The organism is Methylobacterium sp. GC_Met_2 (genome assembly GCF_026540795.1).
Taxonomy (GTDB): domain Bacteria; phylum Pseudomonadota; class Alphaproteobacteria; order Rhizobiales; family Beijerinckiaceae; genus Methylobacterium.
In genome coordinates this window covers 1-24,600 of record NZ_JALNUM010000058.1, presented here as the reverse complement: position 1 = coordinate 24,600, position 24,600 = coordinate 1, and the positions used below count along the sequence as shown (strand labels likewise).

General features: G+C 70.0%; 26 protein-coding genes and 1 pseudogene. 16 read left to right on the top strand and 11 right to left on the bottom strand.

Annotated features, from left to right (window positions below):
• Positions 1-176: 176 nt before the first annotated feature.
• From OXS49_RS19225 to OXS49_RS19215, 3 genes are all read left to right on the top strand, one after another.
• Positions 177-632, top strand: a complete 456-nt coding sequence (locus OXS49_RS19225) for a (2Fe-2S)-binding protein (RefSeq protein ID WP_243916478.1) — start codon at positions 177-179, stop codon at positions 630-632.
• A 49-nt stretch (positions 633-681) separates the two neighbouring features.
• The gene (locus tag OXS49_RS19220) at positions 682-2,877 is read left to right on the top strand and encodes a xanthine dehydrogenase family protein molybdopterin-binding subunit (RefSeq protein ID WP_244002136.1); all 2,196 of its coding nucleotides are present in this window, start codon (positions 682-684) and stop codon (positions 2,875-2,877) included.
• A 135-nt stretch (positions 2,878-3,012) separates the two neighbouring features.
• Positions 3,013-3,627, top strand: a complete 615-nt coding sequence (locus OXS49_RS19215) for a uracil-DNA glycosylase family protein (RefSeq protein WP_267426205.1) — start codon at positions 3,013-3,015, stop codon at positions 3,625-3,627.
• A gap of 633 nt (positions 3,628-4,260) precedes the next feature.
• Here OXS49_RS19215 and OXS49_RS19210 read toward each other — a convergent pair.
• Positions 4,261-4,479: a hypothetical protein gene (locus OXS49_RS19210; RefSeq protein WP_267426203.1), complete on the bottom strand. Its 219-nt coding sequence runs from the start codon at positions 4,477-4,479 to the stop codon at positions 4,261-4,263.
• Between the two features lie 182 nt (positions 4,480-4,661).
• On the opposite strand from OXS49_RS19210, the gene pyrF reads away from it, so the two are divergent.
• Both pyrF and OXS49_RS19200 read left to right on the top strand, forming a co-directional pair.
• Positions 4,662-5,354 (top strand): orotidine-5'-phosphate decarboxylase, encoded by a 693-nt coding sequence (gene pyrF, locus OXS49_RS19205; protein ID WP_267426201.1) that lies wholly within the window; start codon positions 4,662-4,664, stop codon positions 5,352-5,354.
• Between the two features lie 83 nt (positions 5,355-5,437).
• The gene (locus tag OXS49_RS19200; protein WP_244002127.1) at positions 5,438-5,782 is read left to right on the top strand and encodes a DUF1330 domain-containing protein; all 345 of its coding nucleotides are present in this window, start codon (positions 5,438-5,440) and stop codon (positions 5,780-5,782) included.
• Between the two features lie 70 nt (positions 5,783-5,852).
• Here the strand turns inward: OXS49_RS19200 and OXS49_RS19195 are convergent, their stop codons facing one another.
• The 3 genes from OXS49_RS19195 to OXS49_RS19185 all read right to left on the bottom strand — a co-directional run bounded on the left by OXS49_RS19195 (position 5,853) and on the right by OXS49_RS19185 (position 7,061).
• Positions 5,853-6,131 carry a type II toxin-antitoxin system RelE/ParE family toxin gene (locus tag OXS49_RS19195; protein WP_267426200.1) on the bottom strand — a complete coding sequence of 93 codons (279 nt, stop codon included), beginning with the start codon at positions 6,129-6,131 and terminating at the stop codon, positions 5,853-5,855.
• Positions 6,128-6,343, bottom strand: coding sequence for a hypothetical protein (locus OXS49_RS19190; RefSeq protein ID WP_267426199.1), 216 nt, complete (start codon positions 6,341-6,343; stop codon positions 6,128-6,130). The genes OXS49_RS19195 and OXS49_RS19190 overlap by 4 nt, the downstream gene beginning before the upstream one ends.
• A gap of 88 nt (positions 6,344-6,431) precedes the next feature.
• Entirely contained in the window at positions 6,432-7,061 is a 630-nt protein-coding gene (locus tag OXS49_RS19185; RefSeq protein WP_244002124.1) for a TetR/AcrR family transcriptional regulator, read from the bottom strand.
• A 152-nt stretch (positions 7,062-7,213) separates the two neighbouring features.
• On the opposite strand from OXS49_RS19185, the gene OXS49_RS19180 reads away from it, so the two are divergent.
• The gene (locus OXS49_RS19180) at positions 7,214-7,984 is read left to right on the top strand and encodes a glucose 1-dehydrogenase (RefSeq protein WP_244002122.1); all 771 of its coding nucleotides are present in this window, start codon (positions 7,214-7,216) and stop codon (positions 7,982-7,984) included.
• A gap of 66 nt (positions 7,985-8,050) precedes the next feature.
• On the opposite strand, the gene OXS49_RS19175 is transcribed toward OXS49_RS19180, so the two are convergent.
• The 3 genes and pseudogenes from OXS49_RS19175 to OXS49_RS19165 all read right to left on the bottom strand — a co-directional run bounded on the left by OXS49_RS19175 (position 8,051) and on the right by OXS49_RS19165 (position 9,280).
• On the bottom strand, positions 8,051-8,248 hold the full coding sequence (locus OXS49_RS19175; RefSeq protein WP_243916471.1) for a hypothetical protein: 198 nt from the start codon (positions 8,246-8,248) through the stop codon (positions 8,051-8,053).
• A gap of 193 nt (positions 8,249-8,441) precedes the next feature.
• Positions 8,442-8,585 (bottom strand): annotated as a pseudogene (locus OXS49_RS19170) (cysteine hydrolase); the annotation flags it as partial.
• A 185-nt stretch (positions 8,586-8,770) separates the two neighbouring features.
• Entirely contained in the window at positions 8,771-9,280 is a 510-nt protein-coding gene (locus OXS49_RS19165) for a ferritin-like domain-containing protein (RefSeq protein WP_244002118.1), read from the bottom strand.
• A 382-nt stretch (positions 9,281-9,662) separates the two neighbouring features.
• On the opposite strand from OXS49_RS19165, the gene OXS49_RS19160 reads away from it, so the two are divergent.
• Together OXS49_RS19160 and OXS49_RS19155 are read left to right on the top strand one after the other, a co-directional pair.
• Positions 9,663-11,354 carry a hypothetical protein gene (locus OXS49_RS19160; RefSeq protein ID WP_244002116.1) on the top strand — a complete coding sequence of 564 codons (1,692 nt, stop codon included), beginning with the start codon at positions 9,663-9,665 and terminating at the stop codon, positions 11,352-11,354.
• Positions 11,355-11,478: 124 nt separating this feature from the next.
• Positions 11,479-11,652, top strand: coding sequence for a hypothetical protein (locus OXS49_RS19155; protein ID WP_267426195.1), 174 nt, complete (start codon positions 11,479-11,481; stop codon positions 11,650-11,652).
• A 66-nt stretch (positions 11,653-11,718) separates the two neighbouring features.
• On the opposite strand, the gene OXS49_RS19150 is transcribed toward OXS49_RS19155, so the two are convergent.
• The gene (locus OXS49_RS19150; protein WP_267426193.1) at positions 11,719-12,318 is read right to left on the bottom strand and encodes a PAS domain-containing protein; all 600 of its coding nucleotides are present in this window, start codon (positions 12,316-12,318) and stop codon (positions 11,719-11,721) included.
• Positions 12,319-12,428: 110 nt separating this feature from the next.
• Between OXS49_RS19150 and OXS49_RS19145 the strand changes: the two genes are divergently transcribed.
• Both OXS49_RS19145 and OXS49_RS19140 read left to right on the top strand, forming a co-directional pair.
• The gene (locus OXS49_RS19145) at positions 12,429-12,665 is read left to right on the top strand and encodes a hypothetical protein (protein WP_267426191.1); all 237 of its coding nucleotides are present in this window, start codon (positions 12,429-12,431) and stop codon (positions 12,663-12,665) included.
• 138 nt (positions 12,666-12,803) lie between these two features.
• Positions 12,804-13,373, top strand: a complete 570-nt coding sequence (locus OXS49_RS19140) for a hypothetical protein (RefSeq protein WP_267426190.1) — start codon at positions 12,804-12,806, stop codon at positions 13,371-13,373.
• 36 nt (positions 13,374-13,409) lie between these two features.
• On the opposite strand, the gene OXS49_RS19135 is transcribed toward OXS49_RS19140, so the two are convergent.
• From OXS49_RS19135 to OXS49_RS19125, 3 genes are all read right to left on the bottom strand, one after another.
• Positions 13,410-16,856 carry a PAS domain S-box protein gene (locus OXS49_RS19135; protein WP_267426188.1) on the bottom strand — a complete coding sequence of 1,149 codons (3,447 nt, stop codon included), beginning with the start codon at positions 16,854-16,856 and terminating at the stop codon, positions 13,410-13,412.
• Positions 16,857-17,020: 164 nt separating this feature from the next.
• Positions 17,021-17,695 carry a hypothetical protein gene (locus OXS49_RS19130; protein ID WP_267426187.1) on the bottom strand — a complete coding sequence of 225 codons (675 nt, stop codon included), beginning with the start codon at positions 17,693-17,695 and terminating at the stop codon, positions 17,021-17,023.
• Positions 17,696-17,756: 61 nt separating this feature from the next.
• Positions 17,757-19,493 (bottom strand): outer membrane beta-barrel protein, encoded by a 1,737-nt coding sequence (locus OXS49_RS19125; protein ID WP_267426186.1) that lies wholly within the window; start codon positions 19,491-19,493, stop codon positions 17,757-17,759.
• Positions 19,494-20,012: 519 nt separating this feature from the next.
• Here OXS49_RS19125 and OXS49_RS19120 point away from each other — a divergent pair.
• The 6 genes from OXS49_RS19120 to OXS49_RS19095 form a co-directional block, all read left to right on the top strand.
• The gene (locus tag OXS49_RS19120; protein ID WP_244002102.1) at positions 20,013-20,273 is read left to right on the top strand and encodes a hypothetical protein; all 261 of its coding nucleotides are present in this window, start codon (positions 20,013-20,015) and stop codon (positions 20,271-20,273) included.
• A gap of 150 nt (positions 20,274-20,423) precedes the next feature.
• Positions 20,424-20,747, top strand: a complete 324-nt coding sequence (locus OXS49_RS19115; RefSeq protein ID WP_244002100.1) for a hypothetical protein — start codon at positions 20,424-20,426, stop codon at positions 20,745-20,747.
• A 471-nt stretch (positions 20,748-21,218) separates the two neighbouring features.
• Positions 21,219-22,352 (top strand): branched-chain amino acid ABC transporter substrate-binding protein, encoded by a 1,134-nt coding sequence (locus OXS49_RS19110; RefSeq protein WP_267426185.1) that lies wholly within the window; start codon positions 21,219-21,221, stop codon positions 22,350-22,352.
• Between the two features lie 179 nt (positions 22,353-22,531).
• Positions 22,532-23,422 carry a LysR substrate-binding domain-containing protein gene (locus OXS49_RS19105; RefSeq protein ID WP_267426184.1) on the top strand — a complete coding sequence of 297 codons (891 nt, stop codon included), beginning with the start codon at positions 22,532-22,534 and terminating at the stop codon, positions 23,420-23,422.
• A 126-nt stretch (positions 23,423-23,548) separates the two neighbouring features.
• Entirely contained in the window at positions 23,549-24,319 is a 771-nt protein-coding gene (locus OXS49_RS19100) for an HpcH/HpaI aldolase/citrate lyase family protein (RefSeq protein ID WP_267426183.1), read from the top strand.
• A gap of 11 nt (positions 24,320-24,330) precedes the next feature.
• Positions 24,331-24,600 (top strand): UxaA family hydrolase (locus OXS49_RS19095; RefSeq protein ID WP_267426182.1); only part of this gene is annotated, 270 nt, incomplete at its 3' end.

Here is a 24,600-nt window from a genome sequence, read left to right as displayed (position 1 = left end):
TCTTAAGCATCCCGGGCTGTGGCGAGGCTGACCGACCTCCGGGCTCCGTGTGCGATCGCGCACATCCCGCCGGCGGCAGCGCTCGTTACGGTCGCGGGCTCGACGGTCCGGCCAATCACGCGGTGCGCCGCCATCCGGGGCGCCCGGGCTCACGTGACGATCAGAGGGCGCTGATCATGCCGAAGCTCACCGTCAACGGCGTCGCGCACGAGATCGACGCCGATCCCGACATGCCATTGCTCTGGGTCCTGCGCGACCGGCTCGATGCCACCGGCACCAAGTACGGCTGCGGCATCGCGCAATGCGGCGCCTGCACGGTCCATCTCGACGGCCAGCCGGTCCGCGCCTGCCAGACCAAGCTCGGCGATGTCGGCACCGCGCAGGTGACCACCATCGAGGGCGTCAACGGCCGGGTCGCTGACGCCGTCCAGGCCGCGTGGCGCAAGCTCGACGTGGTCCAGTGCGGCTACTGCCAGTCCGGCCAGATCATGTCGGCGATCGGCCTGCTCGCGGGCAATGCCAAGCCGAGCGATTCCGACATCGACGGCGCCATGGACGGCAACATCTGCCGCTGCGGCACCTATCAGCGCATCCGCGCGGCGATTCACGAAGCCGCGCGCAGCCTCGCCTGATCCGCCCCGGCGCCCACCTTCCCTCCGCGGTCCTGACCGGAGCCTCGCCATGCTGAACGCCCGTCGACCGAGCCCCCTCCCCGCCCGTCCCAGCCGCCGCGGCCTTCTGGCCGGCGCCGGTGCCCTCGTGGTGGCGTTCCGGCTCGACCCGAAATCCGCCCGCGCGGCCGCCGGCCCGAACCTCGCCGACGTGAAGGCGCAGCCCAACGCCTTCGTGCGGATCGGCGCGGACGACACCGTGACGGTGGTGATCAAGCACCTCGACATGGGCCAGGGGAACACGACCGGGCTCGCCACGATCCTGGCCGACGAGCTCGGCGCCGACTGGGCCAAGGTCCGGACCGAGTTCGCCCCCGCGGACGCGACGCTCTACAACAACAGCCTGATGGGCCCGATCCAGGGGACCGGCGGCTCCACCGCGGTGGCCAATTCCTGGTTCCAGTTGCGCAAGGCAGGGGCCGCCGCCCGCGAGATGCTGATGGCCGAGGCCGCCTTCCGCTGGAAGGTGCCGGTCTCCGAGATCACGGTCGCCGACAACGTCGTGCGCCACGGCCCGTCCGGCCGGCAGGCCCGGTTCGGGGAGCTCGCCGCCTCGGCGGCTTCGCTGCCGGTGCCCTCCGAGCCGCGGCTCAAGGACCCCAGCGAGTGGCGGCTGATCGGCCAGAAGGTGCCGCGCCTCGATTCCGTCGCCAAGACCGACGGCACGGCGGTCTACTCCCTGGACATCCGCCGCCCGAACCAAGTCACCGCCGTGGTGGCCCGGGCGCCGCGCTTCGGCGCCACGGTGAAAAGCTTTGATGCCGCCGCCGCCCGGAAGGTCGCGGGCGTCCTTGACGTGGTGCGGGTGCCGACCGGCGTGGCGGTGATCGCCCGCGACACGTGGTCGGCCATGAAGGGCCGCGAGGCGCTGACCGTCGCCTGGGACGACAGCACCGCCGAGACCCGCTCGTCCGACGCGATCCTGGCCGAGTACCGGGAGCGGGCCAAGGGCCCGGGCCTCACGGCGTCCGAGCGCGGCGATCCGCAGGCGGCGCTCAAGGGCGCGGCGAAGGTCATCGAGGCCGAGTTCACCTTCCCGTACCTCGCCCACGCCGCGATGGAGCCCCTGAACGCCACGATCGAGAAGGCGGCCGACGGCGGCTACGACGTCTACGCGGGCTTCCAGTTCCAGACCGTCGAGCAGGCCACCATGGCGGCGATCCTCGGCGTGACGGCCGACCGGGTGCGGCTGCACAGCAACTGGGCCGGCGGCTCGTTCGGGCGCCGGGCGACCCCCACCGCCGACTACCTCGCGGAGGCGGCCGCCGTCTTCAAGGCGTCGGGCGAGAAGGCTCCGATCCACCTCGTCTGGACCCGTGAGGACGACATGGCCGGCGGCTATTACCGCCCGACCGTGCTCCACAAGGTCCGGGCCGGCATCGACGCCAAGGGCGCGGTGGTCGGCTGGGACCACGTCATGGTCGGCAAGTCGATCATGATCGGCTCGCCCTTCGAGGCGATGATCGTCAAGAACGGGATCGATTCCACCACCGTGGAGGGCGCCTCCGACACGCCCTACGCGCTGCCGGCCTACCGGTTCGGCGTCCATAACGGCCGCGAGGGCGTGCCGGTCCTGTGGTGGCGCTCGGTCGGCCACACCCACACGGCCCACGTGATGGAGGTGATGATCGACGAACTGGCCCATGCCGCGAACGTCGATCCGGTGGCCTACCGGCTCTCGCTCCTGGCCCAGGCGCCGCGGCTGTCCGGCGTGCTGAAGCTCGCCGCCGAGAAGGCCGGCTGGAGCGCCAAGCCGCGGGAGCCGGGCCGCGGCCTCGGGGTGGCGGTCCACGAATCCTTCGGCTCCTACGTCGCCATGGTGGCGGATGTGACCGCGCAGGACGCGGCGATCCGGGTCAACCGGATCGTGGCCGCGGTCGATGTCGGCGTGCCGGTCAACCCGGACGTGATCCGGGCGCAGGTCGAGGGCGCGGTCGGCTTCGCCCTGTCGGCGGTGCTGCGGAACCGCATCACCCTCAAGGACGGACAGGTGCAGGAGCACAATTTCGACGCCTACGCGCCGACCCGCATGAGCGAGATGCCGAAGGTCGAGGTCCACATCGTGCCGAGCCAGGTCGCGCCGACCGGGATCGGCGAGCCGGGGGTGCCCGTTCTCGGTCCGTCGATCGCCAACGCGGTCTTCGCCGCCACCGGCCGGCGCCTGCGCTCCCTGCCCCTCGACCTCTCCGGCGTGAAGGGCGCGTGAGAAATCGCACCGCCCGCCGCCGCGCGGCGGCGTAGGACGGTTGGGTCTTCCCCCAAGACAAGAGACCGACTGACAACGGCGCGGCGCGACACCGCGCCGTTTCTTTTTTGGGCCGTCCGGCGCCATCTCCGGGGGATGCCGTTCGAAGACACTGCCGCCCGCCTGCGCGCCTGCCGCCTCTGCCGGGACAGCCCGCTCTACGGCCCGCCGCTGCCCCAGGAGCCCCGGCCGATCGTCCAGGGCAGCACCGGCGCGCGCCTCTGCATCGCGAGCCAAGCCCCCGGCACCCGCGCCCACCGGACCGGGATGCCGTTCCAAGATCCCTCGGGCGTCCGGCTGCGGTCCTGGCTCGGACTCGACGAGACGCGGTTCTACGATGCCGCCCGGGTCGCCATCCTGCCGATGGGCGCATGCTTCCCCGGGTTGGACGCCAAGGGCGGCGACCGGCCGCCCCGCCGGGAATGCGCCGAGCGCTGGCGGGCGGAGCTGTTCTCCGGGCTGCCGGACCTCGCGCTGACCCTGGTGATCGGCCAGTACGCGCAAGGGTGGCACCTGGGGAAGCTGGAGGATGGCCTCACCGGCACGGTGCGGCGCTGGCGGGAGATCCTCGCCGAGCCCCGGCGCCCGCGGGTGCTCCCCCTGCCCCACCCGTCCTGGCGCAACAACGGCTGGCTCAAGCGCGAGCCCTGGTTCGAGGCGGAGCTGCTGCCGGTGCTGAAAGCGGAGGTGGCGCGGGTGCTGGCGGGGTGAGGCGGAAGCCTCACGGATCGCGCGCCGCCCCGAACACGGCCTCCGGACTGATATCCGTCGCTTCCGCTACGGCCCCGCAGATGAAGGGGCTGAGACGCGTCGAGCCGGTTCTCGTCGATGAGGCCGCCGACGATACGCAGGAGCAAATTCGGCGCACGCCCGGTGTTGTCGAAGATCGCCGTCGCGTCGGAATAGCGTATGGCACGCGCAAGCTTCTCGAAAGCCGCGTCGTAACGGCGCCGAATGACGGTCTCCGGGATAGGGGGGCCGCCTTGGCTGACTCTCTGAGCGACACGATCCACATTCAGATCCACGCCGGCGAGCGTAACGAAGACGGGTCCGATTTCATAACCGGCATCGAAAGCCCGGCGCATGAGCGCGAGCGCTTGGTTCGAACTGAGCGTTGTCTCTCAGACGAAATCGCGCCGTTGATCGATAAGCTCTTCGATCCGGCGAAGCACCGCTCGGCCCGCCTGAAGCGACGCACCGTCCGGGTTTTCGGGGCTCAACGCGCGCGCGATCAGGTCCGTGTTCGCGGACTCTCCGGGTGGAGCGAGCGCCCGGTAGAGACTCGACTTTCCGGATCCGTTGGGACCACCGGGGATGGTACAAACCGGGCTGGATTCGCGTCCCTCAGGTCCGCGGGTCATAGGTTTCGACGACGGTTCTTCGGCGGTCACGACGTTCGACGCGCTCACGTGTGCCGTCGGGCATGTCACGGACGATACCGTCCCCGAGGGCTGGATCCATGTAGTAGGCCGGTACGCCCGCCCGCCGGACCTCGTCGCGGGCATCGGTCCCGACCCGTCGGATGGCCTCCGAGTTCTGGCGAAGCAGTGTCGTGAGGATCATGACCGGTTCCTGCTGTTGACCCCAGCATCCTGCGACGCCTGCACCATATTCCCGGGGCCCGCCGCCTGAAAGCCTCTCCGTGTCACGCGTCACCGGAGCAACCCGGATCGCCGGCCAGAACCCTGTCGCATTGACAGGCCTCGCCCGGCCGTGATCCGTGCCGCGACCCGGAAGGACGCCCGATGCCCGAGACCGCCGACCCCCGCGACCGCCTGATCGTGGCCCTCGACCTGCCGGGCGTGCCCGAGGCCGAGGCGCTGATCGACCGGATCGGCGATGCCGCGACCTTCTACAAGATCGGCTATCAGCTGGGTTACGCGGGCGGCCTTGCGCTCGCCGAGCGTCTGGCGGCGCGGGGCCTCAAGACCTTCCTCGACCTGAAGCTGCACGACATCGGCAACACCGTCGAGGCGGGGGTGCGTGCGGTCTCGAAGTCAGGGGCCACCTTCCTCACCGTCCACGCCTACCCGCAGACCATGCGGGCGGCTTTTCGTGGTCGGGGTGCGGACCTGAAGATCCTCGCCGTGACGGTGCTGACCTCCTACGACGATGCCGACGCGGCGGAAGCCGGCTACGGCCTGCCGGTGGCGGAGCTGGTCGCCAAGCGCGCCGCCCAGGCCGCCGAGATCGGCATCGACGGCCTCGTCTGCTCGGCGGCGGAGGCGGCCGCGGTCCGGCGGATCGTCGGGCCGGACCGGCTGATCGTCACCCCGGGAATCCGTCCGGCGGGCGCCGAGGCCGGCGACCAGAAGCGGGTGATGACCCCCGGCGAGGCTAGGCAGGCCGGGATCGACCATGTCGTGGTCGGGCGCCCGATCACCGGCGCCGCCGACCCCCGTGCGGTGGCGCAGGCGATCGTGGCCGAGATGGCCTGATCAGAACGGGGATTGCTTTCGTGCGGCCCGGAGCGACTTCGCCCGGCAAGATCCAATTGGCTCGGCAAGGCAGGAGACGCAGCATGACGAAGGGCTACTGGATCGCGCGGGTCGATGTCCGCGACGCGGAGGCCTACAAGGACTACGTAGCGGCCAACGGCGCGGCTTTCGCCAAGTTCGGCGGGCGCTTCCTCGTGCGCGGCGGCGCCCACGAGGCGGTGATGGGGCCGGCCCGCTCCCGCAACGTGGTGATCGAGTTCCCGAGCTACGCCGACGCCCTCGCCTGCTGGAACTCCGATCTCTACCAGGCCGCCAAGGCCAAGCAGCGCGGCGGCGTCGAGGCCGAGATCCTGGTGATCGAGGGTTATGACGGCCCGCAGCCCAAAGCCTCCAAGCCCGTGCCGGAGGCCGGGGCGGCGTCCGAGTAGGTCTCTCCGCGGAGAGGATCCGTCCGTCGCATCGTCCCGGAAGATGGAAGCCGCCTTTCGGGACGATGCTCTAACCATCCCGCGATGGATGCAGGATCGCGAGCACCTGAACGACGCCGTTGCCTGCGTCGACGGCGTAGAAGATCCGGTATCGGTAGCTCGGCGAGACGGCCTTGCGCACGGTCGCCTCGTCCTGCTGCCGTCCGCTGAAGGGGTGCACGGTCAGTCTGTCGATGGTGACCCTGATGTCCCTCTCGACCTTGGCTGCACCGTCGGGATTGCGATGGATGAGGTAGTCCGCGATGCCGTTCAGATCCGTGAGCGCTGCCTGAGTGTAGACGACGATCACGGCCTGAAGCGTCGGAACGCGGCCTCGATCTCCGCCTCGGTGGCGAGGTGGCCCGCCTGCACGTCGGACAATCCGCGCCGGACGGCAGCCCGCTCCTCGACCGTCATTGTCTCCGGCAGCGTGACGTCCGTATCGGCGGTCGACGGCGCGCCAGCGCTCCTGTCCGGCGGGACAGCGCGGGGGGGCGTGCCGATTCTGGGACGGCGCATCATGCGAGCACCATACCGCAGGGCCTCACGTATCGAAACGGGGGTAAGGCCGTGCTGCGATCGACCGTATCGGGTCCCTGCGCCCACAGCCCTATGGCCGGCGCCGGGCCGGCGCCAGGCTCCGCAGCAGGAACGCCGTCATGGCCTCCACCGACGGCGCCGGCTGGAGCGGCGACTTCCCGACCAGGACCGGGTGCGTGTAGCGGGCGATCGCGGCGTGGACGCAGGCCGCCGCCTCGGCGGGATCCGCGGCCTCGAAGACGCCGCGGGCCACGCCTTCGACGATGATGCGCTCGATCCCGGCGGTGATCCGGGCGACGTGGTGGCGGCAGACATCCCAGCTCTCCGCCATCGCCGCCTCGATCATCTCGTGCAGCCGGGGAAACGCCTCGCACCGCCGGGTGCAGTCGCGGTGCAAGGTCTCGATCGCCGCCACGAACCGGGCGGTCGGATCGAGGCCGGGCCGGTCGGCGATCTCCGAGATCAACGCCTCGACCTCGCCGATCAGGCGCTCCAGCACCGCCTCGTTGATCGCCTTCTTCGAATCGAAGAAGCGATAGACGTTGGCCGGGCTCATCTTGAGCGTACGGGCAATGTCGGCCACCGTCGTCTTCTGGTAGCCGATCTCGCGGAAATACGCGTCCGCCGTCGCGAGGATGCGGCTGCGCGTATCGGGGGCGCTCTCCTCGGTCGGGCAGGGAATCGTGTCAGCCAGAGACATGCTCCTCACTAGGACATGCGGGCGCGGAGCGTCAAAGACGCCGGCCCGGCTGAGGTTCCCCTGCGGCCGGTGCGCACCGCGCGGAACTGCGCCGGGCGGCGCCGATTGCTTCGGCATCCGGCCGCGACCGCGGTGCACCCCATGGATCGACGATGAGCTTCACCGACACCCGTGCCCTGATCACCGGAGCCGATTCCGGCATCGGGCAGGCGACCGCCGAGCTGTTCGCCCGGGAGGGGGCCGACGTGGCGATCACCTACCACACCGACGAGGCCGGCATCCGCGAGACCGCCGCCCGGGTCGAAGCCGCCGGGCGCCGGGCCTTGGTGCTCCAGCTCGATGTCGGCGATCCGGCGGCGGTCAACGCAGCCTTCGACCGGATCGGCAGCGAGTTCGGCACCCTCGACGTCCTGGTGGCGAATGCCGGCCAGGCCATGAGCGGCGTGCCGGTGGCCGAGATGGACGACGCGCTGCTGGAGCGGATCCTGCGGGTGAACCTGATGGGCCCGCTGTTCTGCGCCCGCCCCTTCATCAAGATGCGCAAGGCGCAAGGGGGGAACGGCAAGATCGTGTTCGTCTCGTCCGTGGCCCAGCACCTGCCGACGCCCGAGAGCGCGCCCTACGGCATGTCCAAGGCCGGGCTCGGCTCCCTGTGCCGCTCCCTATCGCGGGAGCTTGCCGAGGACCGGATCAACGTCAACAGCGTCGCTCCGGGCCTGATCGAGACCCCGATGACCGCCGACCGGTTCGAAAATCCGGAGACGCTCGACCAGTCCCTGGAGCGGATCCCGTTCCACCGGGCCGGCCAGCCGGAGGAGATCGCCCGGGCGATCCTCTATCTCGCCTCGGACGCCTCCGCCTATGTGACGGGCCACACCCTGGTGGTCGATGGCGGGCTGACCATGCAATGGGGCGGCGCCTGAACGCGAAAAGGCGCCGGACCCGGTCCGGCGCCACGCATGTTTGACGTGTCGGAAGTCGGTTCGCGCTTACGAACCGAACTGCGAGCCCAGGCGCTCCAGGTATTCGGCGAGATCGACGCCGCCGATCCGCTTGCCATAGTCGAACCGCATGCCCTGGCGGATATCGATGCTGGCATCCCGCGTCGTCAGGGTGAAGGGCCGGGTGCAGATCCAGGCGCCGTCGCGGCGGTGCTCGAAGTAGCCGAGGATCTCGTGTTTGGCCATAACCTGTCCTCCGGTACGGTGTTTGGAGACATAACGGTCACATCGGCCACAGGTTCGCGCGGTGCGACTGTTTTTCGTGCCTGGTTTCGGAGGTCTCGCGTATTCGGAGGTCGAAGGTCGACGGAACCGACCGGTGCTGATCTCGTTTGAGCTTGGCCGTAACTGGTTCGGAGCCGTGCGCGGCCCGCGCCGCTCACCGCCAGCGGTCGAGGATCTCGGCGGTGGTCGGCGTCTCGACCTGATGGCCGTAGCGCATGCGGTACATCAGCAGCAGCGCGTCGTGCGCCTCGTCGCAGGAACTGCGCAGGGCGTCGGTGGCCAGCACGATGCGGTAGCCGGGTGAGTGTCGTACGAAGCGCGCTGCCACGTCGCACCGCAGGCGCGCGGCGTGCCCTCCGGCTGGATGCGGCTCGACCATGCGCAAGGCTGCGCCCGATCGCGTCGCGACCGGGCGCAGCCCTGAAGCCTTGCGTCGACGTGCTCTCGTGTGCCGAGCCGGTGTCCGCCTCGACGAAGCGAACCCTACCGGTCGGCCTTCGCGCCGGACGTGGTCAGCTGGAGGTAGCGCTCGGTGGTCGGCCCGATCAGCTTCCGCACCGCTTCCGCCATGCCCTGCTCTTCCTTGAGCGACTGCTGAAACGCCGTCCGGTGCCCCTGCTGGCCGGCGGCATCGGCGATGACGAGCAGCGACTCGTAGGCCGCGATCTCGAAGTTCTCGAAGGCATGGTTGGCGTAGGTGTTCTTCAGGATCTCGTCCTGGGCCGGGGCATGACCGAGAGCCATCATGTTGCCGACGAAGCCCAAAAACCCTTCCTTGAGGGCCGAGGGGCTGTCGCCCAGGCTTTGGAGCGCCTCCTCCAGGCGGTCGCGCTGGCCGTGCGTTTCCGCGATGTGGCGGCGCAGGGCCTGCTCCATCTCCGGATAGCGCTCCAGGCGCTCGACCTGCCGCTCCATGATCTGCAGCGCCTGCATCTCGACGGCATGGGTGTTCTTGAGGGCCGTGACGTAGATTTCGCGTACGTCCGTGGTCATGGCGTTACCTGTGTTGCGGTGCGGGCTCTGGGGTCCCATTCGATCAGGGAACGCGGGCGCCGCATGGCCAAGTTCCTGGCTGCGCACCCCGGGCAGGAGATCGCGGGCGCCGCCATGGCGATGGCGCGCCGACCCGACGCCGTGGCGGCACCGCCCGCGGGCCGCGATCCCTGCGACTTTAACATGTGTTTTGACAACGGGTTATTCGCCGTGGCGGCAGCGCCACAGCGGTTTGGAACCAGCGGCCGGCGGACGGTTTCCCACCGCCGCCGGGGTACCCTGCGGCGAGTCGTCGTGCGAGCGTCGTATGTGGCATCCCACCACTTTGGGCTGTTCGCCCCGGATCCGACCCCAGGGATCCCACCTCCTCGGCTGAGTGCCCATGCTGCGCCTGATCCTGCCGAGCACCCGCGCCACAGCGGCCGCGACCGGGCTCGCCCTCGGCCTCGGGGGCCTGCCGGCCCAGGCTCAGAGCGTCGCCGAGATGGCGGCCCGGATGGACGCGATGCAGCGCCAGATGCTGGCCATGCAGCAGGAACTCGCTGCCCTGCGCCGGCAATCCGGAACGCAGCGGGCCGCGATCGCCGGGGAGGCCCGGGAGCGCCGGGTGCTGTCGCGGGAGCAGGCGCGCCTGGCCGCCCGCACCGAGCATCAGCAGCGCGTGGCCCAGGTGGGTGGCCCCGGTGGGGCGCGCCCGGCCATGAGCGCGCACACGCCGGTCATCCTCGCCAACGACCTCGCCTGCAACGTCGGCAGCTACGCCCTCGGGCCGGCGGTCTGCTTCACCCCGGGCGGCTTCTTCGAACTGGCGGGCATCGTCCGCCATCCCAACCTCGACTCGGATGTCGGCACCGATTTCGGCGGCATCCCGTTCCGCAACGATCCCCGCTCGCGGGAGAACGAGTTCCGCTTCTCCGCCCGGCAAAGCCGCCTGAGCGGTTTGTTCACCGCGAAGGTCGAGCCCACGCTCCAGGTCTCGGGCTATTACGAGATCGATTTCCTGGGGGCTGCCACCAACGCGAACTCGCGCGAGAGCAACAGCTACAACCCGCGCATCCGGCAGCTCTTCGCCACGGTCGAGACCCTCGATTCCGGTTGGCACGTCCTGGCCGGCCAAGCCTGGAGCCTGCTCACCACGGACCTGTCCGGCATCACCCCGCTCAAGGAGCAGATCCCGCTCACCATCGACGTGCAGTACGTGCCGGGCTTCAACTGGACCCGGAACCCGCAGCTGCGCGTGGTCAAGGACATCGCGCCGGGCCTCTGGGCCGGCCTGTCGGTGGAATCGCCCCAGAGCGTGCTGCCGCCGAGCCCCTTCGCGGCGCCCGGCATCGTCAACGTCAGCAATGCCGGCGACGCGGTCGGCCAGCTCAACACCTCCACCACCTACTCGAACAACAGCGTCCCCGACGTCATCGGCAAGCTCGCCCTCGAGCCCGGCTTCGGCCACTTCGAACTCAAAGGTCTGGTGCGGTTCTTCGACGACCGGCTGAGCCCCACCAACCTCACCGCCGCGACCCGCCTCCCCGGCCGCACCGACACCGCGCTGGGCTACGGCATCGGCGGCGCCGCGACCCTGCCGGTGATCGACAAGCGCCTGGACCTGCAGGTCAGCGGCCTCGTCGGCCAGGGCATCGGCCGCTACGGCTCGGCGCAATTGCCGGATTTCGCCCTGAAGGCCGACGGGTCGGTCGCCCCGATCCCGGCCTTCCAGCTGCTCGCCGGCGGCGTCGCCCACATCCAGCCCGGCACCGACGTCTACCTCTATGCCGGCTGGGAGCACGCCGCGCGTGCCGGCGCGCTCAACGCCACCGGCTACGGTTCGCCGACCCTGGTGGTGACCGGCTGCGACGTCGAGGGCGCGGCGAGCGGGACCTGCCAGGCGGAGAGCCGCGACATCCGCCAGATCACCGGCGGCTTCTGGCACGATCTTTACAAGGGCGATTTCGGCCGCCTCGTGGCGGGCGCGCAGGTCTCCTACACCGAGCGCGACGCCTTCCGGGGCGCCTACGGGATCGCCCCGTCCACCCACCTCGTCACCGGCCTGACCTCGCTGCGCTATTACCCGTTCTGATCGACGGAGCCGGGGGAGTCCGCCAACCCCTCCTCCCGGAGCGCACGCCGCACGGCCGCGCGACCGCCGACCGGCGCAGTGCGGGTTGAGCCGAGGCGACGCTGTCCCGCGCCAGGAGGGGCCGATGGATCAGGAACGCGACAGGTCGAAGGAGCCGCCGATCTCGGACGGGCAGAGCGGGCGCCCGCGCGACGCGACCATCGCGCAGACGGGGCCCGGCCTGCCCGACGACACCGGGCGGCCGGTGGAGGCCGACGAGGCCGCGCGCATCGCGCGGACGATCCGGGAGCTTTTTTAGGGCGCTCTCCGCCGAAGTGGCCCCCGGTTCGGCGCAGAGCGTGTCACGACAAGGGCTCGGGGCCGGTCAATGCAGGGCATGGCCGCGCGCGATCCGCTGCCGCGCCGCCAAGTGCCGGCCGATCTCGATCAGCAGGGTCTCGGCCAGCGCCAGCATGGGCGCCTCACCGAACTTCGAGAGCGCGTCGTGCAGGGACAGGCACAGGTCCGCGGCTCGGTTGAGGGCGTCGATCAGGGTTCCATCGCGTTGCGCGAAGGCCGTGCCGGCGGACTTGCTGTCCGAGATCTCGACGATCACCCCGCAGCCCGTGGTCGGGCGGCCCTGCTCGTCCAGGTGGAAATGCCCGCGGGTGAAGAGCCAGCGCAGCCGGCCCGTCGGCGAGCACACGCGGTACTCGGCCGTGTAGGAGCCGCCGGACTGAACACAGTCCAGGATGACCTGCGAGATATGCGCCTGATCGTCCGGATGGACCGCCTTCAGGATCTCCGAGAGGCTGACGCCGGCGCGCGAGCGGGCGGGGCTGATGTTGAACAGCAGGGCACTCACCGGATCGGCGCGCGCCGTGTCCTCGGGAATGTCCCACCTCCAGAAGCCGACGCCGCCGGAGGCTTCGAGGGCTGCGGCGAGCGCGGCCTCGGATACGACGTCGTCCGCCGCTTGATCCATCTGAACCGTCCCTTGCCCGACCAGGCCGTCCCGTTTCCCGTCGCCCGTGCGCCCCCGCGACATTTCAACTGGAAATCGATGATCGGGCGCAGCCTGTCTACAGCAGGTGTATGCCTCGCCTGCATTCAGCCTGCGCGTGCGGCGCCGGGCTCGACGGGCGGCACGCGGCGGCGATGCGTTCCGATCCCGGACCGCGCCGCGGCAATCGCCGGGCGACCGTTAGACGGCAAACCTGGGTACAGGCTCTGTCCTTCGCGCAGGACATGAATGCCCGGCCCGGGTTCGCACGGATCCCGGCCGCCGCCCTGCGCGGTCTGTGCCTGACTGATCTCCGCAACCGCTACTGAGACGCAGTCGTATTCTTAGTGTTGGCCGTGAGTTGGCGGAACTGGCGAGTGATTTTGGATATTCCGCAGAAAAATTAGGTGTAGGGAACCTGCAGATTTGACGCTATGTGAAGAGGTCCACGCAGACCGGAGACCAGGATGCGCCGTTTCGCGCTCAAATCCGCAGTGCTGTCCCTGCTGGCGTCGATGGTCGTCCTCCCGGTCCCGGTCCATGCGAAGCCGAAGCAGGTTCGGCTGCCGATGCTGGAGGTGCCCGACGATCTCGGCCTCATCCTCAAGAAGCCGAATTTCGGAAGCCGCGCGACGCTGCTGCGGTCGCCGGTCGAATTGTCGGACGTGAAGGACCGGCATGTCCTGGAGCGGGAGCAGCGCCTCTGGAGCCGCCTCAACGGGTCCCTCTGCGTGGGCTGCGGCGGGGCGCCGAGCGCGATCTATAGCAGTGCCTCGGCCGTGCGCCGGGTGAACTACGTGGATCCGGTCGCCGTCCTGAACGCGAGGCCCGCCGCCGTGGCGCCGACAGCCCTGGCGAGCCGCGTCGCCGCCCCGGCGCGGTCCGCCCGCATCCATCTCGCTCACCGGCGCCAGCACCGGTCGCGCCTCTACGCCTATTACAGCCGGCTGCGCTATGCCGTGCTGAAGTGGCGCCGGCACCCCCACCACCGCCGCCGGATCCGCGCCGTCCAGCACGTGCCGCTGTCGCCCGCGTAGGCGCCGGTCCGGCCGGCTTCAGGCCGCCCCCGGCCTTCAGGCCGCCCGCAGGGCCTCGATCTCGGCGAGCGTGACCGCCGTGCGGGCCCGGAGCGTGCCGAGCATCGGCGCGACATCCGCCCCCGTCCGGCAGGCGGCCTCGACCGCCCGGCAGGTCTCGGCGAGACCGGCGAAGCCCACCATGCTGGCCGCCGACACCATCGCGTGGGCGTCGAGCATGAGCCGGTCGCGGCTCGCCTCCGGCGCGGCCGCCCCGAATCGCTGGGTGAGTTCCTTCGCCAGCATCGCCAGCAGGTCGTTCATCCGCGCGCGGCCGACCATTTCGGTCATCTCGTTGAGGACGGCGTGGTCGATCGTGCCGGCGGGGCGCTCCGGCTCCCCAGGCGCGCCGGTCCAGCGGTCGATCACGGCGAGCAGGGTCTGGACCCGGAACGGCTTGCCGACATGGTCGTCGAGGCCGGCGGCGCGCAATTCGGCCACCTGCTCCGGCAGGACGTTCGCGGTCATCGCCACGATCGGCAGCCGGCCCTGCGGGGCGCCCAGCGCGCGGATCCGCCGGGTCGCCGCGATCCCGTCCATCACGGGCATCTGCACGTCCATGAGCACGAGGTCGTAGGTCCGGGCCTGGACGGCGGCGACCGCGTCGACCCCGTCGCCCACCACGTCCACCGCGTGCCCCGCCCGTTCGAGGATCGTCCGGGCGAGATCCTGGTTCAGCGGCACGTCCTCGGCCAGCAGCAGGCGCTTGCCGGTCGCGCGGACGGTCGCGGCAGAGGCCGCCGCGACCGGGGCTGCCGGCATTGCCGCGGGCAAAACCGCCTCGAACCAGAAGATCGAGCCGCACCCCACCGCACTCGCGACGCCGATCGTTCCGCCCATCAGCTCCACGAGCGACTTCGAGATGGCGAGGCCCAGCCCGGTTCCGCCGTATTCGCGGCTGATCGAGCCGTCGACCTGCGAGAACCGCCGGAACAGGCGGTCGCACTTGTCCGCCGAGATGCCGATCCCGGTATCGTGGATCTCGAAGCGCAGGCTGTGCGGGCCGGTCAGGATCGTCAGACCGATGCGTCCCGCCGCGGTGAACTTCACCGCGTTGGTGAGCAGGTTGAGCAGAACCTGACGCAGGCGGTCCTCGTCGCCCTCGACCCAGTCCGGCAGGTCCGACCCGCAGGTGACGGCGAGGGTGAGGCCCTTGCGCTCGGCCGAGGGGCGCACGATCGAGACCGCGTTGTCGATGAGCGCTTCGAGGGCGAACGGCCGGGGCACGATCTCGATCTGCCCGGCCTCGACCTTCGAGAAGTCGAGCACGTCGTTGACCACCGTCAGGAGCGCCGCCCCGGCGGTGCGGATGCGGTCGGCATGCCGGCGCGCCGCCGGCCCGAGATCGGTCTCGTCGAGGAGCAGGTCGGCATAGCCGATCACACCGTTCAGCGGTGTGCGGATCTCGTGGCTCATCGCGGCCAGGAACTCGCTCTTGGCCGCGCTCGCGCGCTCGGCCTCCAGCCGCGCCGCGTCCGCCACGGCCTTCGCGGCGAGGAGGTCCGCCTCGGCGACCTTCCGGGCGGTCACGTCGAGGTTGAGGCCGATGACCCGCCGCGCGCGCCCGTCCGGTCCGGGGGCGGCGCGCCCGACGCCGTTGATCCAGCGCACGCCGCCCTTCGGATCCGGGACCCGGAACTCGATCGAGAACGTCTCGCCCGTTTCGGCGGCCGCCGCGGCGGCCTCCAGGGCGCGGGCGCCGTCCTGCCGGTCGATCAGGGTCAGCCAAGTCTGCGCGTCGAGTTCGTACTCCCGATCGGTCTCGATCCCGTGCAGGCGCGCGCTCTCGACGGACCACGTGATCCGGCCGCTGTCGAGGTCGAGGTGCCACGTGCCCGCCTTGGCGGCCTGCTGGGCGAGGCGCAGCAGGCCGCTCGCCTCCTCGACGGCGCGCCGGGCCGTCACGATCTCGTCGATGTCCAGGGCGGTGCCGAGCATCCCGACCATCGCCTCGCCCTGCCAGATCGGCAGGACCACGACCTTGTGCCAGCGATAGGCGCCGTCGTGCCGCCGCATCCGCCCCTCGACCTCGTAGCCGGTCCGCTGCGCGCGCGCATTGCGCCACAGCTGCTCCATCCGCTCCGCATCCTCGGGATGGTTGCAGGCCAGGCGTGCGGCCCGGGACGGCCCGATCGGGCCGTAGTAATCCTCGAAGCGCCGGTTGACGTAGGTCGCCTCCCCGGTCTCGGTGCTGGCGATCCAGACGAGCTGCGGCAGCGCGTCCGCGAGCGCCCGGTAGCGCGCCTCGCTCAGGCGGAGCGCATCCTCGGCGGCCTTGCGGCCGCTCACGTCCCGCAGGGTCGCGACGTAGCCATCGGCCGCCCCGGTCGCCCGATCGTGGGTCAGGCTGAAGGAGATCTCGAGCCAGACCCACGTTCCGTCCCGGTGCCGGTAGCGCTGGCAGGTCAGGGCCTGTTCGGTGCGGCCGCCGGTGAGGTCATCGAGGACGGCGCGGTAGGCCGCCACGTCGTCGGGATGGACGAAGTCGAGGGGCTGCGTGCCGACCAGATCCTCCGGATCGTAGCCCAGGACGGCGCGCATGGCGGGCGAGACGTAGCGGCGGCAGGTGCTGAGGTCCGACCAGATCACGATGTCGGTGCTGTTCTCGGTGAGCAGCCGGTAGCGGCGCTCGCTCTCCTCCATCGCCTGCTCGGCGATCCGGTGCTGCGTCACGTCGGTGAAGGTCAGGACCGCGCCGCCATCGGCCAGGGCCGAGCGGCGCACCTCCAGGGTGATCCCGGTGGGCAGGCGCCAGTCGAACAGCGGCGGGAGCGCCCCCAAATCGCGGCCGGCGAGCCCGAGCCGCAGACCGGATTCCGCCGCCGCGAAGTCGCCCCGGGCGCGCTGGTAGGCGTGGATATCCGGGAAGGCGACACCGACGCGCAGCACGTCGCCCGGCAGGTCGAGCAGGTCCGCGGCGCTGCGGTTGAACACGCGGACCCGCTGCGCGGCGTCGAGCACCACAAGGCCCTGGTCCATGCTGTCCAGCGTCCCGTGCAGGAGCCGGTCGGTCTCGTGGGCGCGCCGCTCGGACCGGACGAGGTCGCTCACGTCGAGGAGCATGCCGTGCAGGGCGACGAGCGCGCCGTCGGGCCCGCATTCGGGCACGCCCTGGATGATCGCGTCGAGGACGGTCCCGTCCGGACGCACGATGCGGGTTCGCACCTGATAGGGAACCGCCGGCCGGTCTCCGGACAGGATTTCCTCGACCCGCGCGATCACGGCGGGGCGGTCATCCGGATGATAGCTGGCGAAATGGTCCTCGAACGCGAGATCGCGGCTCTCTGGCACCCCGAGAAGGCGCGCGAGCCCGGCCGAGCGGGTGACGCGGCGCGTGCGCGGGTCCAGGCGCCACTGGCCGAATCCGGCGGCGGCGTCCCAGGGCTCCGGTCCGCGCGTGGCCTGTGGGCCGTCAGAGTCCGGTGGCGGCGCGTCTGTGTGCATCTGCGCGGGCGGATCCGTTCGACCGGCGCGAACCGCGCCCCAACGCACCGACGGTGCTGTTGGGCCGCAGCTTTCTCACCCGATAGTTGCGGATTCCTTGCCAGCTCCCTGCGGCATCCGCGCCGGACGATCGCGCCGCGATCGGGCGCGGCCCCGGACACGCGCTACTGCCGGGCCGTGCACCGCTTCGTGCCGCTGCCCTCGACCGTGCCGCTCGCAAAACGGAACACCGACCGCTCCTCGAGCGCGGCCGAGCCGGTGGTCTTCATGAAGCCCGCATAGCCCCGGCAATTCTTGGGCGTGGGCTTCTCGTCGATCTGCCGCCAGAAGGTGAGGCCGGTGTCGTCGATCCGGAAATCGTCGCTCTGGCACCCGGAGGTCGGGTCGCAGGATCCCGCGACCGAGTAGCCGACAGCGAGGCGCTTGCGACCCGCTGGAATCGCGTAGATCACGAGCCCCCGGTCCGGCCCCGTCCCGTTGTCGAGGATCAGGAACGCCTTGGCGAGGGCGATGTAGGTGTACGACCCTTCGTCCGTGGTGTCGTCGACGCCGAGCACGCGGTCGCTCGGCCGCTGCTCAACGGCGCAGTCGGTCTTGAGATCGGCCGTGGGCTTGCGCACCAGGAGCTTGCTGCCGACCGAGTCGGTCTTCTCGGTCGCCAGCACCGTAGCCGCGCCGTTGCGGTAGCAGTGCCACGCCACAATGGTCTCGGGGACGGCCTGCGCCCGGGCGGGGGCGAGGCCCGGGATCAGGCCGAGCCCGAGGCCGGCTGCGAGGCGGACGGCGCGTCCCGCGGCGCGCCGCAGGGCGGGCCGCCGCGATGGGTGTCGGAACGGCATCGTCGTCTCCTCGGGCCGGGGGCTGCCCATCCTGTACGGCAGACAGCCTGTGTCGCGCGCCTCAATCCTTGCGGATCAGGGCCGGCTGGGCGCCCGCTTCGCCGAGACCGAAATCAGCCAGCCTGTAGGAGAGCTGCACGAAGCCGCCGTAGCGGTTGGTCTCGAACCTGATCGGGCTCGGCGGCGAAAACGGGAACGTCGTCTGCGCCTTGTCGGCCTGCATCCGCCAGTAGCGCCCGCCGACGCCGACGCTGACGGACGGCGTCAGGTCGTAGGAGACGATGCCCTCCAGGAAATAGCCGTCGCCCCGGCCCCCTTCGGGCCCCGGGTTGATCGACGGCCGGAGCCAGTGGCGATCGACGCCGTCCACGGCCACGACCGGCAGGTAGGCGCCCTCCAGGCTCAACCGGACGCGATCGAACCGCGCCTCGCCGATCACGCCGACGCGCAGGGCGTTCCACTGCATGGTCTCGCCGAGGCTTTTGAGGTTGGCCGGGTATGAGGGGACGCAGCCCGGGCTCTCGGCGATCTGCCGGCAGCCATACCCGTTGTACAGCTCTGAGAAAGACTGGTAGCCGAAGAAGCCCCCGAGCTTGAAACCGTCCCGGTGCAGCAGATCGTAACCGAAATCGACCGCGCCATAACTGATGTCGCCGTCCTTGATCGTCGAGATCGTCTTGGAATACGGATTGAGAGCGGGCGGGAAATCCTCGTCCGAGAGGCGGCCGTCCGTGACGCCGCCCGTCCCGAGGAAGCCCTTGACGAACAGGCCGGTGGGATTGTGGTCGAGCCGGGCGAAGCTCTCGCCGGCATGGGCCTGCGAACCGCCGTAGATCAACCGGGAATTCACCTGCGTCGGTCGGTAGTTGTCGTTCAGCGTCTCGCGGGGGCTGCCGGAGCTGAAGAAGTAGCGCAGCCCGCCCTCGAGCGTCCAGGTTACGGGGCCGGCGAGTCCGTCGGCTGCTGCCGGCGGCAGATCGGGCGCGGCTCCGAACCGGTAGTTCAGGCCGGCCCGGGCCAGGAAGCCGTCCGTCGTGACGCGGGTGCCGGCGCGATAGCCGGGCAAGTCTCCGGCCGTCTGCCCGGGCACGACCGCCCGGGAGCCGAGATCGTAATACAGACCCTCGACCTTCGCGGAGAGGCGCGCACCCAAGGCATGCTCGATGCCGGCGCCGACCACGTAGCCGAGGCGCACCGCACCGCCGCGACCGTCGAACGTGGCCACGGGCGGCAGCCTCAGGCCATCGCGCAAGACCAGGGACAGGTTGTTGTCGATCCGGACGTTGCCGACGGCCAAGCCGGCGGTCGCGTAGACGAAGGTCCGGTCGATGGAGAAGCCGAGCTTACCCCGGACCGTCGTCAGGTCGTCCAGCCGCTGACCGAAATTGGCGACGCTGTCCGGGATGGGGAAGCCCCCGGCGGTCGAGAAGTCGCCCTGCTGTCGGCGGTAGCCCCACAGCCGGGTGAACTGGTGATCCGCGGCGGCACCGGCCACGAGGCCGACGGGCGCCTGCCAGTTGTAGCCGATCTCACCGCCCCCGATGAAGCTCCCATCCGTGGCTGACCGCGACGGGAGGATCGGGCAGTCGCCACCCGCTCGACCGGCCTGATCCGTGCAGATGAAGCGCGCGGCGCCGCCGAGCGCACCGTACCCGGCGAACAGGCCGCCATAAGCGCCCGACCACGTGAAGTGCGGCGCCAGGACGAGATCCGGCTGCGAAGCACGCGGGAGATCCGCGGCCAGCGCAGTCTGCGACAGCAGGATGAGGAGGAGTCCCGAACCGACGGTGCGATGCATTGTAGAGCCTCCAATCGTGCGCAGACTTAATCGCGCGGCGATTGTTGTGGATTCGTTTATCGAATGCAATATATTGCCAGTAACGCATGGTCCATTGGTCATGCGTCGGTCTTGGCGCGTGTCTCGCGACCTACGATAGAAAACTTAATTTGAAAAGTCATCTTTTAGATCAAACATGACGTCGGTATCTGAAAACTATAAGTTATATATACCAAATAATATCCAAAAAATAATTGGGATTAGAATAGATATAGTAATCTAAGGCTGGGTTCTTCGAGGAAAATTCCAATCCTCGCCGTTCCTGTGTTCCGGGTTGGGATGCGGAGCTTGGCGAAGTCGGCGATCCCTGATGCAAGTCGGCATCACCGGCCCCGGACGCGCGAACGGCGATCCGGATCCGGCCGTGGAACCATCCTGTCGGCCCGCGGCTTCCTGGGCGGTGCCTCGGGATATTCTGCTCCCGCGACGGCGCCACAAAGGATGTCCGTCCCCTCCGGGGCGGCGAGAAAGGATGCTTCCGTGCGTCGTTCGATCATTACCGCCGCCCTGATCGCCGTTCTGGGCAGCGCCGTCGCGGTGCCGGCCTCGGCCGCGCCGATCGCCCCCGGGGCCGTTGCCGCGCCCGCCGACATGGTCAGCACCGTTCAGATGGACCGGATGGAGCGCCACATGATGCGCCGTCGTATGGAGCATCGCATGGAGCATCGGATGATGCGCCATCGGATGGAGCGCCGCATGATGCGTCGCGACATGCGCCACCGCATGATGCACCGGATGTAAAGTCCGACCCGCCGCGGACCGGGTCGACGGCCTGTCCGCGGCGGCCACGATGGGGGCGGGACGTCGCTGCCTCTACGGTCAAGACGCTCGAACCATTCCCGGCGCGGTGCGTTTCAGCCGACCGATTTGAGGATGGGGAGGATTAAAACGATGAAGGCGCTTCTGACGGCGGCTGCGGTGAGCATCGGCATTCTGGGCGTGGTTGGCCCGGTCACCGCGCAGCCCCGCCCCTATGATGACGGTTACGGCTACCGCGACCGTGGCTATCGGGACCGCGACTACGATGACCGGGACCGCGGCTACCGCGACCGGGACGATGATCGCGGCGGGCGGGCCGCCTACGGGTTCGACGAGCGCGAGTATCTCCGCTGCAACCCGGATGTCCGGCGCGCCATCGCGAACGGTCAGATGGAATCCGGCGCCGCGCATTGGCGCGTCTTCGGGCGCAAGGAAGGCCGGCGGCTGAGCTGCTGATCGAGCGCCGATCGCGCCGGCTCCGGACGGATCGCCCCCGGGACCGCAGGACGAATCCATGATGGTCCGGCTGGGAAGCCGCCCCCGATCGCGCAACGATCGAGGGCGGCTTCCGTTTGTCTGCCCTTGGAGTGCGCGGATAGAATCCGGAGCGCGCGGATCGAATAAGGCCCCGGCTCCCCCGGATGAACGCTCGGGCATCGCCCCGCGCCCGGCCCTGCGGGCCCTCGCTGGCGGGCGGCATTCCTCCTGACATTGGATCGGCTGCGGCGATCCTCTCAAGCCGGCAAGGACGAGCTCTTATCGCCGCGCGTGCGAGTATGGAAATACACAACTGGAAGTATAGTCAAGAATTCTTGACGTTGAATGCCCTGCGCTTCAGGATGACGTACGCTGTATGATGGCGTCGGGCCCGGATATCCTTCGCCGACAGGTTCCGCGTCCCGTATCGTCTTCTCTGCCGGGGGTGATATGAGGCGATTGCTGCTGTCCGGTCTCGTCGTCCTGTCTGCCGTGACTGGATCCCTGGCTCAAGGGACTGGTGCGCCGGGGAAGATCGGTATCGCCCTGGGACTCACGGGTTCCTATGCGGCCTTCGGTGCGCAGGTCCGGACCGGCGCCGCGCAGGCGATCGAGGACATCAACAAGGCCGGCGGGATCAAGGGGCGCCCGCTGGAACCGGTGATCGGCGACGACGCGTCCGATCCGAAGCAGGGCGTCTCGGTGGCCAACAAGCTCGCCAGCGCGGGCGTGACGATGGTGGTCGGATCGTTCAGCTCCGGCGTGTCGATCCCGGCCTCGGACGTCTACCTCGATGCCGGCATCATCCAGGTCACCCCGGCCTCCACGAGCGTGAAGTTCACCGAGCGCGGCCATTGGAACACCTTCCGCACCTGCGGCCGCGACGACCAGCAGGGCAAGGTGGCGGGCGCCTACCTCGGGGAGCACTTCAAGGACAAGAAAATCGCCCTCGTCCACGACAAGTCGCCCTACGGGAAGGGCTTGGCCGAGGAGACGCAGACCGCCCTGAAGGCCAACGGCGTCAAACCCGTGCTGTACGAGGGTATCAACCCGGGCGAGAAGGACTATTCGGCGCTCGTCTCCAGGCTGAAATCCGCAGGTGTCGATGTCGTCTATTACGGCGGCTACCACATCGAAGCCGGCCTGATCGTGCGGCAGATGCGCGGCCAGGGCTTCAACGCATTGCTGGCGGGCGGCGACGGCCTCGCCCCCAAGGAATTCGTGCAGATCGCCGGCCCCGGCGCGGACGGGACGCTGATGACCTTCGCGCCGGATCCGCGCAGGAACCCGGGCGCCCAGGCCACCGTGGCGGCGTTCAACGCCCGGGGCATCGATCCCGACGCCTATACGCTCTACGGCTACGCGGCCGTGCAGGTCCTGGCGCGGGCCATGGCGGAGACCAACTCCAGCGACGGCAAGACGCTCGCCGAATGGCTGCACCAGGGCAAGACGATCGATACCGTTGTCGGCCCGATCGCCTACGACACGAAGGGCGACATCACCCGGCCCGACTATGTCGTGTACGCGTGGAAGAAGGGCCCGGACGGCAAGATCGACTACGCCGGCAACGAGCTGACCCCGTAGAGGCCGGCCCCGCGGCGGCGTGACAGGCTGGCGCGGGTCGGCTGCGGACGCACCCGAGGCCCATCTTCGACGGCCGCCGCCAGCATCCGGAAAAGATGATCGGCTTCAGGTCTTTGAGGGAGCGTTCGGGTTTCCGGCGCGATCCCTTATGGTCCCCCGCGGCACGCCGGGGAGCCCCCATGTTCGACTTCAGCCAGCTCCGGTGCTTCGCGGCGGTCGCGGAGGAGTTGCACTTCGGGCGCGCGGCCGCCCGGCTGAACATGACGCAGCCGCCCCTGTCGCGGCAGATCCAGGTGCTGGAGCGCATCCTCGACGTGCAGCTCCTGGAGCGCACCAGCCGCTCCGTCCGGCTGACCGCGGCCGGGCGCAGCTTCCTGCCCGAGGCCCAGCGGATCCTGCGGCTCGCCGAGAGCGCGACTCACGTGACCCGGCAGGTCGCGGCGGGGCGCGGCGGCATCCTGAAGCTCGGCTTCACGGCGGCCTCGGCGTACGATTTCCTGCCGCGCCTCGTCATCGCGCTCCGGCGGGCGCTGCCGGACGTCACGCTGTCGCTGCGCGAGATGGTGAGTCAGGATCAGGTCGAGGCCCTGCGCGCCGGCAGCCTCGACGCGGCCCTGGTGCGCCCGCCCGTGACGCATCCGGACCTGCAGGCCGTCCAGGCGCTCGCCGAACCCCTCGTGGTCGCGCTGCCCGCGGGCAATCCCCTGGCCGGGCGCGACCGCCTCGTGCCCGGCGACCTCGGCGGCGAGCCGTTGATCGCCTATGCGCCGAACGAGGCCCGTTACTTCCACGACCTCGTCCTCGGGCTGCTCACCGAGGCGGGAATCCAGCCCCGGATCGTGCAGCAGCTCACGCAGATCCACGCGATCCTGGCCCTGGTCCGAGCCGCTTTGGGGATCGCCCTGGTCCCGGCCGCGGCCGAGCACCTGCGGTTCGAGGGCGTGGTGTTCCGCCCGCTCGCGCTGCCGGCACCGCGGCCGGTCGAGCTGCACCTGGCTTGGCGGCGCGGGGCGGACGATCCGGTGATCGCGCAACTGCGCGCGATCCTGTCGAACCTGCCGTCCCGCTGAGGCGAGCCGATCGATGCAGGACGCGCATCGGTCGATCCAGTCTTTGGCTTTGACCTCCCGGTCAAAGGCTGCGCGTGATGGCGCGGACGGCGCGCAGACGCCCGGAGCCGCAGGGAAGGACTCGCGATGGACAGCCTCACCAACCGCTTCAAGGCCGCCCTCCGGGAGGACCGCCAGCAGATCGGCCTGTGGTGCAGCCTCGCGAGCCCGATCTCGACCGAGATCGTCGCCGGGGCCGGGTTCGACTGGCTGCTGCTCGATATGGAGCACTCGGCCAACGACCTGCGGGATATCTACGTCCAGCTTCAGGCGATGATGGAGAACGCCACCCACCCGGTGGTGCGGGTGCCGAGCGACGATCCCATCACCATCAAGCGCATCCTGGATGCGGGCGCGCAGTCGCTGATGATCCCCAACATCGACGATGCCGCGCAGGCCGAGCGGGTGGTCGCGGCGACCCGCTACGCCCCCCGGGGTATCCGCGGCTTCTCGCAGGCGCCCCGGGCCGCCCGGTTCGGCCGCGTGCCGGACTACCACAAACGCTGTGAGTCCGAGATCTACGTCATCGTTCAGGTCGAGTCGCGCCGCGCGTTGGACAATCTGGACGCGATCGCCGCCGTAGAGGGCGTGGACGGCGTGTTCATCGGGCCCGGCGACCTCTCCACCAGCCTCGGCTATCTCGGCCAGCAGGGCCACCCGGAGGTGGTCCGCACCATCGAGGAAGCCGTCGCCCGGATCGTGAAAGCCGGCAAGCACGCCGGCATCCTCACCCCGAGCGAGGAGCTGGCCAAGCGCTACATCGCGGCCGGCACCCGCTTCACCGCGGTGGGCTCGGATCTGGGCCTGCTCGCCCGCAACGCCGAGGCGCTGGCCGGGCGCTTCCGCTCCGCGACCTGAGGGGATTTCCGATGCAGGCCGAGATCGAAGCTCCGACCCGTCCTCACGGCGCCGGCGACGTGCCGCGCACGATCCGCCTGAGCGACCGCGACAACGTCGCCATCGTGGTCAACGCCTTCGGGCTGCCGGCCGGCACGGTGTTTCCGGACGGGCTGGAACTCGTCGCGTTCGTGCCGCAGGGCCACAAGGTGGCTCTCACAGACATCCCGGAGGGCGGCGAGGTCCGCCGCTACGGCGAGGTGGTGGGCATCGCGACGCAACCGATCCCCCGGGGCGGCTGG